This is a genomic window from Nonomuraea sp. 3N208 (assembly GCF_052245935.1).
Lineage (GTDB): Bacteria > Actinomycetota > Actinomycetes > Streptosporangiales > Streptosporangiaceae > Nonomuraea.
Genome location: NZ_JBQQBR010000002.1, coordinates 219,355 through 236,195, shown reverse-complemented (window position 1 = coordinate 236,195; position 16,841 = coordinate 219,355). Strand labels below are relative to the sequence as shown.

General features: G+C 70.8%; 13 protein-coding genes and 1 pseudogene. All 14 read right to left on the bottom strand.

The features are described 5' to 3' along the window. Positions 1-49 precede the first annotated feature (49 nt). Positions 50-922: a DivIVA domain-containing protein gene (locus tag ACTWPT_RS03505; protein ID WP_443175752.1), complete on the bottom strand. Its 873-nt coding sequence runs from the start codon at positions 920-922 to the stop codon at positions 50-52. Positions 923-1,027: 105 nt separating this feature from the next. Next, positions 1,028-1,315 (bottom strand): YggT family protein, encoded by a 288-nt coding sequence (locus tag ACTWPT_RS03500; RefSeq protein WP_443175751.1) that lies wholly within the window; start codon positions 1,313-1,315, stop codon positions 1,028-1,030. Positions 1,316-1,395: 80 nt separating this feature from the next. Further along, positions 1,396-1,896 carry a cell division protein SepF gene (locus ACTWPT_RS03495; RefSeq protein ID WP_443175750.1) on the bottom strand — a complete coding sequence of 167 codons (501 nt, stop codon included), beginning with the start codon at positions 1,894-1,896 and terminating at the stop codon, positions 1,396-1,398. Between the two features lie 140 nt (positions 1,897-2,036). Then, positions 2,037-2,765 carry a YggS family pyridoxal phosphate-dependent enzyme gene (locus ACTWPT_RS03490; RefSeq protein ID WP_443175749.1) on the bottom strand — a complete coding sequence of 243 codons (729 nt, stop codon included), beginning with the start codon at positions 2,763-2,765 and terminating at the stop codon, positions 2,037-2,039. Positions 2,766-2,813: 48 nt separating this feature from the next. After that, on the bottom strand, positions 2,814-4,241 hold the full coding sequence (gene ftsZ / locus ACTWPT_RS03485; RefSeq protein ID WP_443175748.1) for a cell division protein FtsZ: 1,428 nt from the start codon (positions 4,239-4,241) through the stop codon (positions 2,814-2,816). A gap of 323 nt (positions 4,242-4,564) precedes the next feature. After that, positions 4,565-5,230: a cell division protein FtsQ/DivIB gene (locus ACTWPT_RS03480; protein ID WP_443175747.1), complete on the bottom strand. Its 666-nt coding sequence runs from the start codon at positions 5,228-5,230 to the stop codon at positions 4,565-4,567. A 169-nt stretch (positions 5,231-5,399) separates the two neighbouring features. Further along, complete coding sequence (murC, locus tag ACTWPT_RS03475; RefSeq protein ID WP_443175746.1) at positions 5,400-6,797, bottom strand: UDP-N-acetylmuramate--L-alanine ligase; 1,398 nt, start codon at positions 6,795-6,797, stop codon at positions 5,400-5,402. After that, entirely contained in the window at positions 6,794-7,870 is a 1,077-nt protein-coding gene (gene murG / locus ACTWPT_RS03470) for an undecaprenyldiphospho-muramoylpentapeptide beta-N-acetylglucosaminyltransferase (RefSeq protein ID WP_443175745.1), read from the bottom strand. Before murG ends, murC begins: the two co-directional genes overlap by 4 nt. A gap of 12 nt (positions 7,871-7,882) precedes the next feature. Then, positions 7,883-9,160: a putative lipid II flippase FtsW gene (gene ftsW, locus ACTWPT_RS03465; RefSeq protein WP_443175744.1), complete on the bottom strand. Its 1,278-nt coding sequence runs from the start codon at positions 9,158-9,160 to the stop codon at positions 7,883-7,885. Continuing rightward, positions 9,144-10,532 (bottom strand): UDP-N-acetylmuramoyl-L-alanine--D-glutamate ligase, encoded by a 1,389-nt coding sequence (murD, locus tag ACTWPT_RS03460; protein WP_443175743.1) that lies wholly within the window; start codon positions 10,530-10,532, stop codon positions 9,144-9,146. Before murD ends, ftsW begins: the two co-directional genes overlap by 17 nt. Further along, a complete protein-coding gene (gene mraY / locus ACTWPT_RS03455; protein ID WP_443175742.1) occupies positions 10,517-11,572 on the bottom strand; it encodes a phospho-N-acetylmuramoyl-pentapeptide-transferase in 1,056 nt (351 codons plus the stop codon). The genes murD and mraY overlap by 16 nt, the downstream gene beginning before the upstream one ends. Before the next feature lie 578 nt (positions 11,573-12,150). Beyond that, positions 12,151-13,380: pseudogene (locus ACTWPT_RS03450) on the bottom strand (UDP-N-acetylmuramoyl-tripeptide--D-alanyl-D-alanine ligase); the annotation flags it as partial. After that, a complete protein-coding gene (locus ACTWPT_RS03445; protein ID WP_443175741.1) occupies positions 13,380-14,909 on the bottom strand; it encodes a UDP-N-acetylmuramoyl-L-alanyl-D-glutamate--2,6-diaminopimelate ligase in 1,530 nt (509 codons plus the stop codon). The pseudogene ACTWPT_RS03450 and the gene ACTWPT_RS03445, both read right to left, overlap by 1 nt. Positions 14,910-14,949: 40 nt before the next feature. Then, the gene (locus tag ACTWPT_RS03440; protein ID WP_443175740.1) at positions 14,950-16,680 is read right to left on the bottom strand and encodes a peptidoglycan D,D-transpeptidase FtsI family protein; all 1,731 of its coding nucleotides are present in this window, start codon (positions 16,678-16,680) and stop codon (positions 14,950-14,952) included. Between the last annotated feature and the right edge of the window lie 161 nt (positions 16,681-16,841).

Below are 16,841 nucleotides of genomic sequence, written 5' to 3'. Positions count from 1 at the left end.
TACGCTCATTGACTCGGGAGCTCCGCTCCCTTCGCAGTGACCCGTTACTTTACCGGCGGTCGTTGTGCGGACCGTCACCGCCGGGGAAGACGCCCTGCGGGGCCTCGCCGCCGAACGGGTTAGGGCTGCCGGGAAGAGGCTGCTGGCCACCCTGCACGGCGTGCGACATGGCGGGAGCCTGACCCTGCGGACCACTGGACATGACCGGGAACCCACCGCTGCCCTCGGCCGAGACGTTGAGCTCGGCGAGCTGGTTTTCCAGGTAGAGCTTGAGCCTGCTGCGGTATTCGCGCTCGAAGCTGCGCAGCTCCTCGACCTTGCGCTCGAGCTCGTCACGGGTCTGCACCAGCGAGCCCATGGCCTGGCGGTGACGCTCCTGCGCGTCGCGCTCGAGCGTCTCGGCGCGGGCGCGCGCGTCGCCGATGACCTGCTCGGCCTGGCGGCGGGCCTTGGTGAGGATCTCGTCGGCCTCGCGACGGGCACGGGTGACCGTCTCGTCCGCCTCCCGGCGGGCGTCGGCGATGGCCTGGTCGGCGGTCTGCTGCGCGAGCGCGAGCACGCGGGCCGCGGTGTCCATGTTGTCCTCGGCGGGAGGCATGCTCATGGCCACGGGGACCGGCTGCTGCTGCACCGGCGGCGGCTCGGGGGCCCGCATGGGCTCCGGCTGCTGCGGCGCCATCATCTCCGGCTTGGGCTGCTCTTGAACCGGAGCGGATGCCATGGGCATGTTCATGCCGCCCGGCACCTTCCCGCGCAGGCACTCGGCCAGTTTCGCGCGAAGCTCCTCGTTCTCTTGGATCAGGCGGTCGAGCTCAGCCTCCACCTCGTCGAGGAAGGCGTCGACCTCTTCCTCGTCGTAGCCCGGCCGCAGCCGGGTGGTACTGAACTGCTTGTTCCGCACATCAGCGGGCGTCAGCGGCATTTTTTGGTCTCCTTGGCGCGCTTGGGGAGTCTGTCCGGAGGGACGGCAACCCGAATCACTTCAGCGCGGACACGAGTTGGATCACGACCGGCGCCACCGTCCCCGTCATCGCAGCGACCCGGCGATCTGGATCAAGATCAGGACCACGATGAACAGGACAGTGAAGCTTAGGTCAAAGGCCACCGTACCCAACCGGAGCGGAGGAATGAAACGGCGGAGGAACTTGAGTGGTGGGTCTGTTGCGGTGTATGTGGCCTCCGCCAGCACCAGGACGACGCCCGACGGACGCCACTGGCGGGCGAAGGCCTGCACCGTCTCAAAGATCATCCTGCCGATGAGCAGCACCAAGTAGAGAGACAGGACAACGACCAAGATCTGACCTATGATCCCCACGGCCCGGCCGCGCCTCCACTTCTGATGAGCCCTTCCGGTCTCGGCGAGACCCGGTTGGGTGCGATAGACATACAGAGACTCTAACTCTGATTGAAGAACCCGCGTTCCGCGATTCGGGCCTTGTCCTCGGCAGTCACCTCGACATTGGCAGGGGACAACAGGAACACCTTGTTGGTAACACGTTCAATGCTGCCGTGTAGGCCAAAGACGAGACCTGCCGCGAAATCAACGAGTCGTTTTGCGTCACTGTCAACCATCTCGGTCAGATTCATGATGACCGGAGTGCCGTCGCGGAAGTGCTCTCCGATGGTGCGCGCCTCGTTGTACGTCCGGGGATGTAGGGTCGTGATCCGGGCCAGATCCGTAGTCCGGCGCTCCAGGATCGTCGTGGCGGGTCTAGGCGCGGGAACCCCGGCGTCCGGCTCTTCGTCGCGGTCCTGGACCGCCACGGCCCGCTCCTCGCCGGTTCGCTGCGCCTCGTCGTCGTAGGCGTAGTCGTCCGGGTAGGTCTCATACCTCTCGTAGCGGTCGTCCTCCACGAGACCGAGGTAGACCGCCATCTTGCGCATCGCGCCGGCCATCGCTACGTCGTCCTCCTGCTCACGGTCGCCCTCGCTCGGGACCCTTCGCCGGGCTCCGAGGCGGTAGCCGTACCCCCTTGGAGCTCACCGCCGATCGACCTCTACCTGATCATGGACCTGAAGACCCACTTGAGGGGACATTACCTGACGTAGGGCTTGCGGCGACCGAGCAACGCCGTACCGACCCGCACGTGTGTCGCGCCGTAGGCGATCGCCTCCACGAGGTCCTCGCTCATCCCGGCGGAGACCATCGTGGCGCGGTGGTGCTGCTCCTGTACCCGGGTGGCGATGTCACGCAGTCTGGAGAACGCCTTGGCGGGCTCCTCGCCCAACGGCGCCACCGCCATGACGCCGCCCAGCCACAGGCCCTCGGCGAGTGCCACCTCGTCGGCGAGCTCGAGCACGTCGGCGGGCCGCGCGCCGCCCCTGGCCGGGTCGTCGTCGAGCGCGATCTGCACCAGGCAGCCGACGTTGCGGCCCTGGCGAACCGCCTCCCTGCTGATCGCCTCCACCAGCCTGACGCGGTCCACGGAGTGAATGACGTCGGCGTATCCGACGACGGAGCGGACCTTGTTCGTCTGGAGCTGGCCCACGAAGTGCCAGGTCAGCGAGAGGTCGGCGAGTTCGGCGGCCTTGGCCGCGGCCTCCTGGTCGCGGTTCTCGCCGATGTCGTGCACACCCAGCTCGGCCAGGATGCGCACGTCCTCGGCGGGCCGGGTCTTGGTGACGGCGATCAGCGTGACCTCGCCGCGGTCGCGGCCCACCGCGCGGCAGGCCGCCGCGATGCGCTCGTCGACCTCGGCGAGCCCGGCCGCGATCTCGTCCCTTCTCACGTGAGTCTCCCTCCCGATTCGGCTCTCGGCGCACATGAGCGCGCCGCTCCCGTATCCCTGGGGGAGCGGCGTCGGGTCTCCGTGTTACTTGAGGAAGTCGGGAACGTCGAGTTCCTCTTCCTGTTCCTCGAAGATCACGCGCGGACGTTTGGCGGGCTCCGACATGCGGGAGGTGATGGGCGTGGGCGGGTTGGCGGGCTCGGGCGCGGGCCGCGGGATCGAGACGGGGCCGGACGGCCCGTCGGCCGGTGGCTCGTCGGCCGGCTCGGCGGCCGCCTGCACCGGCTCCATGGGGCGCACGGGCTCGGGCCTGAACTCGCTCCGGGGCTCCGGACGGAAGTCCGCACGAGCCTCAGGACGGGGCTCAGGACGCGGCTCCGGCCTGAAGTCGGGGCGAGGCTCGGAACGCATCTCAGCGCGCGGCTCAGGGCGCAGCGCGGGCGGCTCCGACTTCACGCTGGGGGACGAGACGCTCGGCCGTACGGGCGAGGACACGGGCGGCGCGGGCGGCGGCGACGCGGCGGGGCGGCTCGCCGGACGTGGCAGCTGTTTCTCCGCCGGACCCGGCACGTCGTCGAAGCCGGCGGCGATCACCGTCACGCGCACCTCGTCGCCGAGCGCGTCGTCGATGACCGTGCCGAAGATGATGTTGGCGTCGGGCGCGGCCGCCATGGACACGAGCTGGGCGGCCTCGTTGATCTCGAACAGGCCCAGGTCCGAGCCGCCCGCGATGGACAGCAGCACGCCGTGCGCCCCGTCGATGCTGGCCTCGAGCAGCGGGCTGGAGACCGCCATCTCGGCGGCCGCCACCGAGCGGTCGTCGCCGCGGGCGTGGCCGATGCCCATGAGGGCCGAGCCGGCGCCGGACATGACCGACTTGACGTCGGCGAAGTCCAGGTTGATCAGACCGGGGGTGGTGATGAGGTCTGTGATGCCCTGCACACCGGACAGCAGCACCTGGTCGGCCGCCTTGAACGCGTCGAGCACGCTCACCTGCCGGTCGGAGATCGACAGCAGCCGGTCGTTCGGGATCACGATCAGCGTGTCGACCTCGTCGCGCAGCGTCTCGATGCCCGCCTCGGCCTGCATGGCCCTGCGGCGGCCCTCGAAGCTGAACGGCCTGGTCACCACACCTATGGTGAGCGCGCCGAGCGACCTGGCGATGTTGGCCACGACGGGCGCGCCGCCGGTGCCGGTGCCGCCGCCCTCGCCCGCCGTGACGAAGACCATGTCGGCCCCCTTGAGGACCTCCTCGATCTCCTCACGGTGGTCCTCTGCCGCCTTGCGCCCGACGTCGGGATTGGCGCCGGCGCCGAGTCCGCGCGTGAGCTCACGGCCCACGTCGAGTTTCACATCGGCGTCACTCATCAGCAGCGCCTGGGCGTCGGTGTTGATGGCGATGAACTCGACGCCCTTGAGTCCCTCCTCGATCATCCGGTTGACGGCGTTCACTCCGCCGCCGCCGATGCCGACGACCTTGATGACCGCGAGGTAGTTCTGCGGTGCTGCCACGACGAGGGGCCTTTCCGCTCGTTGACTTGCCATTTCGGTGCGGATCATCTCCGCTTTTGTCAGTTCGGATAACTCTCAACCTCAAGTTGAGATTTAGATTTATGTCAACCTGAGGATTGATACGGACAGTAGGAGCCCCCTACCTGGCGGGTCAACTAACCGCGCCGCAAGCACGTCCGGCGTGTCGCGGGCTGTCCGTTTCGCTCCGAAGTCGCGCCTGGTCGGAGCACTCCTCTGCCGAACCTCCGACTTTAGGCTCTCACGCCGCGACCCCCACCTCGCACAGGCTCGGCGATGCCCTTGCCAGACCCTGACACTCTTGATCACTTCAGTGTCACCACGTCCGGAGAGCTGACGTCGTACACCGTGGCCTTTTCGCGTTTGAGAAGCGAGGCCAGAATGCGGCCCTTCTCCTCGGGACGGTCGGGGCCGCCCCACACGACGCTTCGCCCGTCGGACAGCTCCAGGGTCACCCCTTCGGCCGTTCCCGCGCGCACCTGCCTGACCTTCGGGGCCACCTCGTCCGGAACCGCCTGGATGACCTGCAGCGCCGCCATCAAGGCCGGATCGCCCGCGGCGGGACGGTCGACCTTGAGCAGCGGCAGCAGCGGCGGGGCGGCGGACTTGACCTCGATCACCACAGCCTGCTTGTCCACGACGGCGAACTTGTCACCGGCGGCGATGACGGCGATGGGCTCCCGCTCGACCACCTCGATCTTGAGCGTGCCCGGCCAGACCCTGTCGACCTTCGCACTGGCGAGCTGCCTGATGCCCAGGACACGGCTCTGGACGCCGGCGAGGTCGACCGTGGCGAGCGGGTGGAGGTCCGCCACCCCGGCCTGCTGCTCGATGCGCTCACTGGGAACTGTGAGATTTCCCACGATCTCGATCGAGCGCACGCCGAGCACGGGCGAGAAGAACACCAGCCAAGCGGCCGTGCCCACCACCCCCGCGGTCAGCAGCACGAGGAACGCCGTCCGCGCCTTCATCGCCCTCCCACCGTGTCGGCACCGAACCTACGCCTGAGTACGGCGCGACGCCGCACGCCACGCCCAAACCCCGCTTCTCTCCCGCCGTCCGGGGTCGCGGTCCTTTGCGAGGAGAGGGGCACAGGAGTGCGGCAGGACCCCGCGTCGGCCCGTCCAGGGGCGCGGGACGTCAGGACAGGCGGGCGACGATGTGCGGGCCGAGCTCCGTGACGTCGCCTGCCCCCATCGTGAGCACGATGTCGCCGGGCCGCGCCCGCTCGGCCACCAACTCGGGCACCGTGGCCCGGTCCGGGGCGTACGCCACCCGCTCGTCCGGCAGCGGCACCCGCGAGGCCACCATCGCGCCGGACACCCCCGGCTCGGGGTCCTCCCTGGCGCCGTAGACGTCGAGCACGATGGCCTCGTCGGCCAGCCCGAGCGCCGCGCCGAACTCGTCGGCGAAGAACCGGGTGCGCGAGTAGAGATGCGGCTGGAAGATCGCGATGACCCGCCCGGTGCCGGAGTAGGAGGCGACCACATCGCGGGCGGCCCTCAGGTCGGCGGCCAGCTCGGTCGGGTGATGCGCGTAGCTGTCGAACACGGCGACCCCGCCGGCCTCGCCCTTGGCCTCGAAACGCCGCTTGGCCCCCGTGAAGGCCCCCAGGCCCTCTCTGATCTCCTCGAAGGGCAGCCCCAGCTCGTCTGCCACGGCGAGCGCCGCGGCGGCGTTGAGCGCGTTGTGCGCCCCGGGAACGGCCAGCCGTACGGCGCCCCGGCCCTCGATCTCGAACACGGTCCCGAACCCGTCGGGCCGGATGCCGCTCACGCGGTAGTCCTCCCCCTCGGCGCCGTACGTCTTGACCCGCAGCCCTCGCTCCCGCGCCTTGCGGGCCACCTCGGCCGCGCCGGGGTCGTCGGCGCAGGCGATGAGCAGCGAGCCGACCCGGTCGGCGAACCTGGCGAAGCTGTCGTGCACGGCCCGCGGGTCGCCGTAGTTGTCCAGGTGGTCGGCCTCGACGTTGGTCACCACCGCGATGTCGGGCGCCAGCATGAGGAACGACCCGTCGCTCTCGTCGGCCTCGGCCACGAACACCGTGCCCTGCCCGTCGTCGGCGCCGAGCCCCGTGGTGACGAGCTGGCCGCCCACGCAGTAGGACGGGTCGGCGCCGCACTTCTGCAGCGCCACGGTCAGCATCGAGGTCGTGGTGGTCTTGCCGTGGGTGCCCGCGATGGCCACGGCGGTGCGCCCGGCCATGACAGAGGCCAGCGCGGCCGCCCGCGGGATGATCCGCAGGCCCTGCTTGAGTGCCTCGCCCAGCTCCGGGTTGGAGTCCCGGATGGCGGTCGAGACGACCACGGTGTCGACGTCCCTGATGTGGGAGGCAGCGTGGCCGATGTGCACGGTGGCGCCCAGCTCGCGCAGCTCGGTGACCAGGTCGGAGCTGCGTGCGTCGCTGCCCGACACGCGTACGCCGCGCTTGAGCAGGATGCGGGCGATGCCGGACATGCCCGCGCCACCGATGCCGATGAAGTGCACGCGTCCCAGATCTTCGACGCGGACGGAATCGACCAGCTTCACGAGACTCATCGGGCTATCTCCAACACTTTCCTGGCAAGCATGATATCGGCGTCCTTGCGCCCCAGCCGGGAGGCGGCCTCCGACATGGCGGCGACCCGCTCGGGGTCGTGGAGCATGGGCAGCACGTTCTGGATGATCCAATCGGGTGACAGGTCGGCGTCGTCGACCATCAGGCCGCCGCCGCCCCGGGCGATGCGCTCGGCGTTGATGCGCTGCTCGCCGTTGCCGTGCGGCAGCGGCACGTACGCGGCCGGCAGGCCCACCGCGGTGAGCTCGGCACACGTCAACGCGCCGCTGCGGCACAGCGCCACGTCTGCGGCCGCGTAGGCGAGGTCCATGCGGTCGACGTAGGGCAGCAGGACGTATTGCGGGTCGCCGGGCGGCGGCTCGCGCTCTACGGTGTTCTTCGGGCCCAGCACGTGCAGCACCTGCACGCCCGCCTGGCGCAGGACCGGCGACGCGACCAGCGCGGCCTGGTTGAGCGATCTGGCCCCCTGCGAGCCGCCGAACACCAGCAGCGTGGGCCGGTCGTTCTCCAGCCCGAACCAGGAGCGGGCCTTGTCGCCCATCGACAGCCGGTCGAGGTTGACGATGTCGCGGCGCAGCGGCGTGCCGATGAACTCGGCCCTGGGCAGCGCGGCATCGGGAAAACCGGTGAACACGTGCTCGGTGAGCCGGGCGCCCAGCCGGTTGGCGAGACCCGGCCGCGGGTTGGCCTCGTGGACGACGATCGGCACGCCACGCCGCTTGGCCGCCAGGTAGGCTGGAGTTGCGACGTAACCGCCGAAGCCGACCAGGATGTCGGCCTTGACGCGGTCGAGTATGCCGGCCGTGGCGTTGATCGCGCCTGCGAGCCTGCCAGGAACAGTGAGCAGGCTCGGGGTGATCGCCCTTGGAAGCGGCACGGCCGGCACCAGCTCCAGCTCATAACCCCTGGCAGGCACGAGCCGCGTCTCCAAGCCGCGCTCGGTGCCGACGCAGGTGATGCCGATGCTGGGGTCTAGATGGCGCAGCGCGTCCGCAAGGGCGAGCGCGGGCTCGATGTGCCCGGCCGTTCCCCCACCAGCGAGGACCACCCTCATCTCGGTCACTCCCTAACGTGTCACTCGGCGTCTGGTCGTACCTCCCAGGCCAAGCCAGCTTAGGGCCCGGGCGGCGGGTCCGGGGCCACGGGCCGCCAACGCCTCCCGCGCACCCGGCTCGCGTTTGGCGAACGACAACAGCATGCCCAGCGCGGCGAGCGTGGGCAGCAGCGCGGATCCGCCGTACGAGACCAGCGGGAGGGGGATGCCGGTGATCGGCAGCACGCCGAGCACCGCGCCCATGTTGACGGTGGCCTGCCCGACGATCCAGGCCACCATGGCGGCGGCCGCCAGCCTGATGAAGGGGTCGCTGACCCGCACCGCGACCCGCAACCCCGCGTAGCCAAGCAGCCCGAACAGCGCCACCACCATCAGCGTGCCCATCAGCCCGAGCTCCTCACCGACGATGGCGAAGATGAAGTCGCTCTCGATGTGCGGCAGCCAGTTCCATTTCTGCCGGCTGCTGCCCAGCCCGAGCCCGAACCAGCTGCCCGAGCCCATGGCGATCTGTCCCTGCACGGCCTGGTAGCCGGCGCCCTGCGCGTCGGCCCACGGGTCGAAGAAGGCGCCGATGCGCGCCATCCGGTACGGCTCCACCTTGATCATGATGATCGCGGCCAGCATCGCGAGCGCCATGATGCCGCCGAACAGCTTGACCGGCGCCCCCACCACCCACAGCAGCGCCAGGAAGATCATGAACAGCACGAGCGTGGTGCCCAGGTCGCGGCCCAGCATGACCAGCACGGCCAGGATCGCGGTGCCCGGCATGAGCGGGATCAGCAACTGCCGCCACTCGATCCGGCCCTGCCGCGCCCGTCGGGCCAGCAGGTCGGCGCCCCACAACACGAGCCCGAGCTTGGCGGGCTCCGACGGCTGGATGGTGAGCTGGCCGATGTAGATCCACCGTTGCGCGCCCAGCTCGGACGAGCCGATGAACAGCACCATGACCAGCGCGATGATCGACAGCGCCATCAGCGGGTAGCCGGCCCAGCGGAAGAACTTGGCCGGCAGGCGCGAGCAGGCGTACATGAGGGGCACGCCGATCGCAGCCGACAGCGACTGCTTGATGAACCACGAGAACGGGCTGCCGGTCTTCTGCAGCGCTTCGATGCTGGAGGCCGACAACACCATCATCAGCCCGAGCGCGAGCAGCAGCGCGCTGCACATGATGATCAGGTAGTAGGTGGTCAGCGGCTTCTCGAGCAGCTCCTTCAGCGAGGCCAGCTGCTCGCGGAACGGGCTGCCCGGCCTGTGCGCGGCGCCCGGCCGCTCATCAGCTGTCGTGCTCACGTCGCCGCCTCAGCTCGTGTACGGCACGCGCGAAGGCCTCCCCTCGCGCTGGATAGCCGGCGAACATGTCCAGGGAGGCCGCCGACGGGGAAAGGAGCACGGTGTCACCCGGCGAGGCCAGGCGGGCGGCTTCTGTGACGACTCTGTCCATCGCACCAGTGTCCCGATCGGCGATGTCCACGACGGGGACATTCGGGGCGTGTCGCGCGATGGCTTCGGCGATCCTGGCGCGATCCACGCCGAGCAGCACCGCGCCGCGCAGCCTGGGGGCCGCCTGGCGTACCAGGTCGTCGACGTCGGCGCCCTTGAGCTGGCCGCCCGCCACCCACACGATCGACGGGTACGACGCGAGCGCCGCGGCGGCGGCGTGCGGGTTGGTGGCCTTGGAGTCGTCGACGTAGTCCACTTCGCCGATCCGGTCGACGTGCGACAGGCGATGCGGGTCGGGCGTGAAGTCCCGCAAGCCCTGGCACACCGCCTCGGACGGGACGCCGAGCGAGCGGGCGAGGGCGGCGGCGGCCAGCGCGTTGGCCACGTTGTGGGGCGCGAACGGCCGCACGTCCTCCAGCGTCGCCAGTTCCTCGGCCGCCTCCGCCGGATCCGCCACGAACGCCCGGTCCACCAGCAGGTCCTCGACGACGCCGATCTCCCCGCGCTTGGGCACTCTGAGCGTGAACCCGACGGCCCCCGGGTAGGGCGCGGCCAGCCGGGTCGCCTCGGGATCGTCGGCGTTGAAGATCACAGTGCCGGCGCGCTCGTAGATGCGGCCCTTGGCGGCGGCGTACGCCTCCATGGAGCCGTGCCAGTCGAGGTGGTCGGGCGCGATGTTCAGGATGGCCGCGGCGTGCGGGGCCAGCGTGCTCGACCAGTGCAGCTGGAAGCTGGACAGCTCGACGGCCAGCACGTCGTACGGCTCGCAGACGGCGCGTACCACGGGAAGGCCCACGTTGCCCACGGCCAGGGCCTTGCGGCCGGCGGCGAGCAGGATGGAGGTGAGCATGCGCACGGCGGTGGTCTTGCCGTTGGTGCCGGTCAGCGCCAGCCACGGGGCGGCCTGGGCCGGGCGCAGCCGCCAGGCCAGCTCCACCTCGCCGACGACCTCGACTCCGGCGTCCGCGGCCGCGGCGATCAGCGGGTGGTGCGGCGCCCAGCCCGTGGTGACGAGCCGGGTGACACCCTCCGGCAGCGCCATCTCCCCGAACCGGGCCTCGACGCCGAGCCTGGCCAGCTCCGCCGCGGCGGCGAGCTGCGGCTCCCCCGCCACGGCCTCCACGACCACGACCCGCTCACCACGCTCGGCCAGCACCCTGGCCACCGCGGTGCCGGAGACGCCGAGCCCGGCGACGCAGGTCACACTCACCTGGGCATCCATTCGACGTAGAACAGGCCGAGGCCGAGCGCCGCGCAGAGCATCGCGATCAGCCAGAAGCGGACCACGATCGTGGTCTCCGCCCAGCCCTTCAGCTCGAAGTGGTGCTGCAGCGGCGCCATCCTGAACACCCGTTTGCGGGTCATCTTGAAGAACCCGACCTGGATGATCACCGACAGCGTGATGATCACGCACAGCCCGGCGAGGATGATCAGCAGCAGCTGGGTGCGGGTGGCGATGGCCAGCCCGGCCAGCACGCCGCCGAGGGCCAGCGAGCCGGTGTCGCCCATGAAGATGCGGGCGGGCGGGGCGTTCCACCACAGGAACCCGATCAGCGCCCCCAGCACGGCGGCGGCCACGACGGCGAGGTCGAGCGGATCTCGTACCCAGTAGCAGTTGGGGCCGAGCTGATCGATGCAGTTGTTGCGCAGCTGCCAGTTGCCGATCAGCACGTACGCGCCCAGCACCACGCCGGACGCCCCGCTGGCCAGGCCGTCGAGACCGTCGGTGAGGTTCACCGCGTTCGAGAACCCGACGATCATGATGAGGACCCAGATGGTGAAGCCGACGAGGCCGATCGACGGGCCGATGTCGCGCAGGAACGACACGCGGGTCTCGGCGGGGGTGATGCCGTAGACGTTCGGCTGGCGTACCACCAGGAAGGCGAAGACGGCGCCGACGACGAGCTGGCCGAGCGCCTTGGCGCCGCTGCGCAGGCCGAGGCTGCGCTGCTTGTAGATCTTGATGAAGTCGTCGAGGAACCCGACCGCGCCGAGGCCTGTCATGAGGAACAGCACCAACATGCCCGACACGGTCGGCGGGGTGAACGTGGCGAAGTGGGAGGCGCCGTAGGCGAACAGGGCGGCCAGCACGAACACCGTGCCGCCCATGGTGGGGGTGCCGCGCTTGCCGTGGTGGGCCTGAACGCCCTCCTCGCGGATCTGCTGGCCGTAGCCGCGCCGCGAGAACAGTCTGATCGCCAGCGGGGTGCCCAGCATCGACAGGACCAGGCCGATCGCGCCGGCGATGACGATGTTGATCACTGGGCGGCACCCCCGAGCAGGAGCTCGGCGGTCCGCTCCAGGCCCATCGCCCTCGGCCCCTTGATCAGCACCGCGTCACCGGGGCGCAGCCACCGGTTCAACTCCGCCGCCGCCGCCTCGGCGTCGGGCACGTGCACGATCCGCGGCGGATACGCCGCTCCCCCGCCCCCAGGGGGCCCGCCTACCGCATGCTGGCGTCCCTGCGGCGTCGCGGGCGGCGAGCCCGCAGGCACCTGCCGGCCCTGCGGCACACCGCCGCCGGGCGCCTGCCAGCCGTGCGGGGAGGCCCCCTGCGGACCGGGCACCGGCGCGCCCGGCGGCGGCACCACTGGCGGAGACCCGGCGGGCCCCTGGGGCGCGTCCTGCCGCGGACCAGGCACCGGCGCGCCCGGCACCGCCGCCGGCGGAGACCCGACCGGCCCCTGAGGGCCGGAAAAGTGCTGCGAGCCGGCCTCATGGGCGTCAGAAGCCTGAGGACCGGAGATGGGCCACGGGCCGGGGCTCTGAGGGCCGGAGGCAGGCTGCGCGGCTGAGGGCTGAGTGGCCGGGCCGTGCGGGGCGCCTGGTGCGGGCGCGTGGGCGGCGGCGTGGGCACCTTCCAGGACCGGTTCGGCATCCGGGCCGGCCACGATGAGGCCGGCCAGGCCGGCGCCTCCGGCCATGCGGCCGAGCTCGGCGTTCAGCGCGGGCCCTTCGTCGCCCAGCTCCCGGAGCGCCGCGATGACGGCGAAACGCCGCCGCCCCCGCCCCAGCACCTCGAACGCCTCGAAGGCGGCCCGCATGGAGTCCGGGTTGGCGTTGTACGCGTCGTTGACCACGATCACCCCGTCGGCCCGGTCGGTGACCTCCATCCGCCACCGGCTGCGCGGGGTGGCCACGGACAGCTCCTCGGCGATCGTGGCGACGGGCAGGCCTAGCTCGTATCCGGCCGCCGCGGCCGCCAGCGCGTTCTCGACCGCGTGCGCCCCGTACAGCTTCAGCGACACGTGCGCGGACCCCGACGGGGTGCGCAGTGTGAAGGAGGCCCGCCCGCGGACGTCCACCACGACCCCCTCGGCCCGGATCGCCGCGTCCTCGCCCCGCCCGAAGTACGTGACGCGCGCGTCGGTGCGCGCGGCCATCTCCCGCACGTACGGGTCGTCGGCGTTGAGCACGGCCACGCCGGTGCGCGGCAGCGCCTCCACCAGCTCGCCCTTGGCCTTGGCGATGGCCTCCTTGCCGCCGAACACGCCGAGGTGCGCGGTGCCGACGTTGAGCACCACGCCGATCTTGGGCGGCGCGATGCGGGTCAGGTCCTTGATGTGGCCGAGGTTGCGCGCGGCCAGCTCCAGCACCATGAACCGGGTGCCGGCGTCGGCGCGAAGCACGGTCAGCGGGTGGCCGAGCTCGTTGTTGAAGCTGCCGACCGGCGCGATGGTGGGCCCGATCCGGGCGGTCAGCCGGGCCAGCAGGTCCTTGGTGCTGGTCTTGCCCGCCGACCCGGTCACGCCGATCACGGTGGCGCCAGGCAGCGCGGCGACCTGGGCGGCGGCCAGCTCGGCCAGCGCGACGGCCGCGTCGGGCACGATCACCGCGGGCGCGTCGACCGGCCGGGTGGCCAGCACGGCGACGGCTCCGGCCCGGATCGCCTGCGCGGCATAGTCGTGACCGTCGACCCGCGCGCCCCTGAAGGCGACGAACAGCGATCCCGGTTCTACGGCCCGCGAGTCGATCACGACGGGCCCGCGCACCACAGCGCGGGGATCGGCCATGCCCGACAGGGCGCCCGAGGTTATCTCGGCGATCCTGGCCAGAGGCAACGGGATCATTAGTGCTTCCTGCTTTCCTTGCGTGCGTCGATCGCCTCGGCGACCACTTCCCGGTCGTCGAAGGGGATCACCTCGCCTGACATGTATTGACCCTGCTCGTGACCCTTGCCTGCCACGACGATCACGTCGCCGCGCTGGGCGCCGGCGATCGCCAGGCCGATGGCGGCCGCGCGGTCGGGCTCAATGATCACATGAGCGCGGTCGTGCTGCGGAACGCGGAGCGCTCCTTCCATCATCGTCGCGAGGATGGCGAGCGGATCCTCCGAACGGGGATTGTCGCTCGTGAAAATGGCCACATCTGCCAACTGCGCGGAGATCTCTCCCATGATGGGCCTTTTGCCCTTATCGCGGTCGCCGCCGCAACCGAGCACGATCACGAGCCGGCCCGCGGTGACGGTACGCAGCGACCGGAGCACCGACTCCACGGCGCCGGGCTTGTGGGAGTAGTCCACGATCGCCTGGAACTCGTCCTCGCCGCTCGTGATCCGTTGCATGCGCCCGGGCACGCCGGTGAGCGTGCCGACGCCGTGCACCGCCGTCTGCAGCGGCACCCCCGCCTCGACCAACGTGACGATGGCCCCGAGCGCGTTGGCGACGTTGAACGGACCCGGCAGCGCGATCTGCGTGTCGGCCTCGACGCCGCCCGGGCCGACCACGCGGAACGCGCTGCCGTCCGCGCCGAGCCTGACCTCCAGCGCCCGCCACGCGGCCTCGGGGTCACCCTGCGCCGAGAACGTCGTCATCGGGACCTTCGCCAGGTCCAGCAGCTCACGGCCGTAGCGGTCGTCGATGTTGGTCACGCCGACGCGGCTCAGCTCCGGCTGGAACAGCCGCACCTTGGTGGCGAAGTAGTCCTCGAAATCCTTGTGGAAGTCGAGATGGTCCTGGGACAGGTTGGTGAACAGGGCCACGTCGAAGTAGACGCCGTCGATCCTGCCGAGGGCGAGCGCGTGGCTGGAGACCTCCATGGCGGCCGCGCCGACGCCCTCCTCGCGCATGAGCGCGAACAGGCCGTGCAGCACCGAGGCCTCCGGCGTGGTCAGCGTCGGCTGGAAGCGCAGGTCGCCCGCGTGGATCTCGACGCCGCCCACCAGGCCCGTCCGGTGCCCGGCGGCCCGCAGGCCCGCCTCCAGCATGAACGTGGTGGTGGACTTGCCGCTGGTGCCGGTCACGCCGAGGATCTGGATGTCGTGGGCCGGCTGCCCGTACACCCAGGAGGAGATCTGCCCGAGCAGGGCGCGCGGATCGGGCACGATCAGCACGGGCAGCCCGGTGGCGACGGCCGCGTCGCGGCCCTCCCTGTCGGTGAGGACGGCCACCGCGCCGCCGGCCATCGCCTCGGCGGCGAAGGCGGCGCCGTGGGCGCGGCTGCCGGGCAGCGCGACGTAGAGATCCCCGCGTCTGGCGTCGCGGGAGTCGATGGTGACGCCGGTCAGGGCGGCGTGTGGCGAGCGCGAAGTGCCCGAATCGGCATCGAGCATGGTCGCCAGCCCGGTCAGCGGGCGGGGCGGATTGGTCGTAGGACGCATAGACGACGGGGGACGCACGGCGGCAGCGTACCTTCCCTGGTCACTGTCCCGCGCCCGTACGCACCGGCGGCACGACGGAGCCTGTGGGAGGAATCTTCTTGCTCTTGATGGCGAACGTCATCACATCCTTGAACACGGGAGCCGCCAGCTGCCCGCCGAAGTGGCCGTTCTTCGGGTTCTGCAGCACCGACAACACCACCAGCCTGGGCTTGTCCGCCGGACTGAACCCGGCGAAGGAGGCAGTGTAGCCGTCGTAGCGGCCGAGCTCGGCGTCGTAGCGGTTGGCCGTGCCCGTCTTGCCCGCCACCCGGTAGCCGGGAATGGCCGCCAGCTGGCCGGTGCCCTCCTCGCCCACCGCGCCCTCCAGCATCGCCGTGATCTCTTTGGCCGTCGTCTCGCTCACCACTCTGGTCTGCTTACCAGCGGAAGCGGGAACGAACCTGCCCGAGCTGTCCGTGGCCCCGGCGACGATCTGCGGCTCGACCTTGACGCCGCCATTCGCGATGGTCTGGTAAACGCTGGCCATCTGCAACGCCGTCACCGACACACCCTGACCATAGGCGACGGTGCAGCTCTGGCTGCCCGACCATTTCTTGTAGTCGGGCAGCAGGCCGGCCTCGGCGCCTGGCACGCCGCCGCCCGGCTCGGCGCCGAAGCCGAAGGCCTTCAGCATCTGGTAGAGGCGCGCGCTGCCGACCTTCCGCGCCGCCATGATCGTGGCAACGTTGCTGGACTGGGCCATGGCCTGGCGGAACGTCATCGACTCCGCCTTGTGCGCATGGGCGTCACGCAGCACCTGGTCGGCGCACCTGATCCGGTCGGGCACGTGGAACACGGTGCCGGGGGACACCGCACGGGCCTCCAGCGCGGCGGCGGCGGTGATCACCTTGTTGGTGCTGCCAGGTTCGAACACGTCGGCGGCGGCCTTGTTGATCTGGCTGGACTGGGGAGCCTTGCGCCAGTTGTTCAAGTCGAGCTCGGGGGCGTTGGCCATGGCGACGATCTGGGCGGTCTGGACGTCCATGACGATCACGGTGCCGCTGTCCGCGCCGGCCTTGCGGACCTGCTCGCCGATCGACTTCTGGGCGGCCCACTGGATGTCGCGGTCGATGGTCAGCCGTATGTCCTGGCCGTCCACGGGGGCGGTGCGCTGGCTGCTGGTCATCGGGATGCGCTGGCCGTCGCGGCCGGTCTCCACCCGTTGCTTGCCGTCGCGGCCGCCCAGGAGCGTGTTCCTGGTCTGCTCGAGGCCGGCCAGGCCGCTGCCCTCGTCCCCGACGAAGCCGATGAGGCTGCCCGCGAGATCGCCCGCAGGGTAGAGCCTGCGGTAGGTCTTCTTGGCCGACAGCGCCGGCACGCCGGCCTGCAGCAGGCGGGTGGCCACGACGGGGTCGACGTCGGTGGCCAGGCGCTGGTAGCGGGTATCCGTTCTGGCCAATTTGGAAGCGATGTCCTGCTCGCTCTTGCCTAGCTGCCTCGCCAGGATCGTGGCGACCTTCGCGCGCACGTCGGCGCTGATCTTGGACGGGTCGATCGACAGCTCCCGGGCCTCCACGGTCACGGCCAGGTCATGGCCGTTGACGTCGGTGATCGAGCCGCGCTTGGCGGGGATGGTCTCGGTGTGCTGGCGTTGGTCCACGGCGGCGGCCTCGTACACCTTGGAGTCCAGGCCCTGCATCTGGATCAGCCGGCCCGCGAAGATCGACAGAACGAACGTCATGCCGATGAGGCCGATGTTGATGCGCCTGCGCGGGCTGCCCAGCCGCAGCACCAGCGGCGGCCTTGGCGGGCGCGGCGGCGTGGGGGGCCGCCGGGGTCCTCTGGGTGGCGGCACGTCTCCGCCGCGACGCGCCGCCACCCGCTCACGGCCGCGCACCTGCTCGGACCGGGGGCCCCCGGTCTGCGCGCGGCGCAGCGGCCCGTCTCCATACC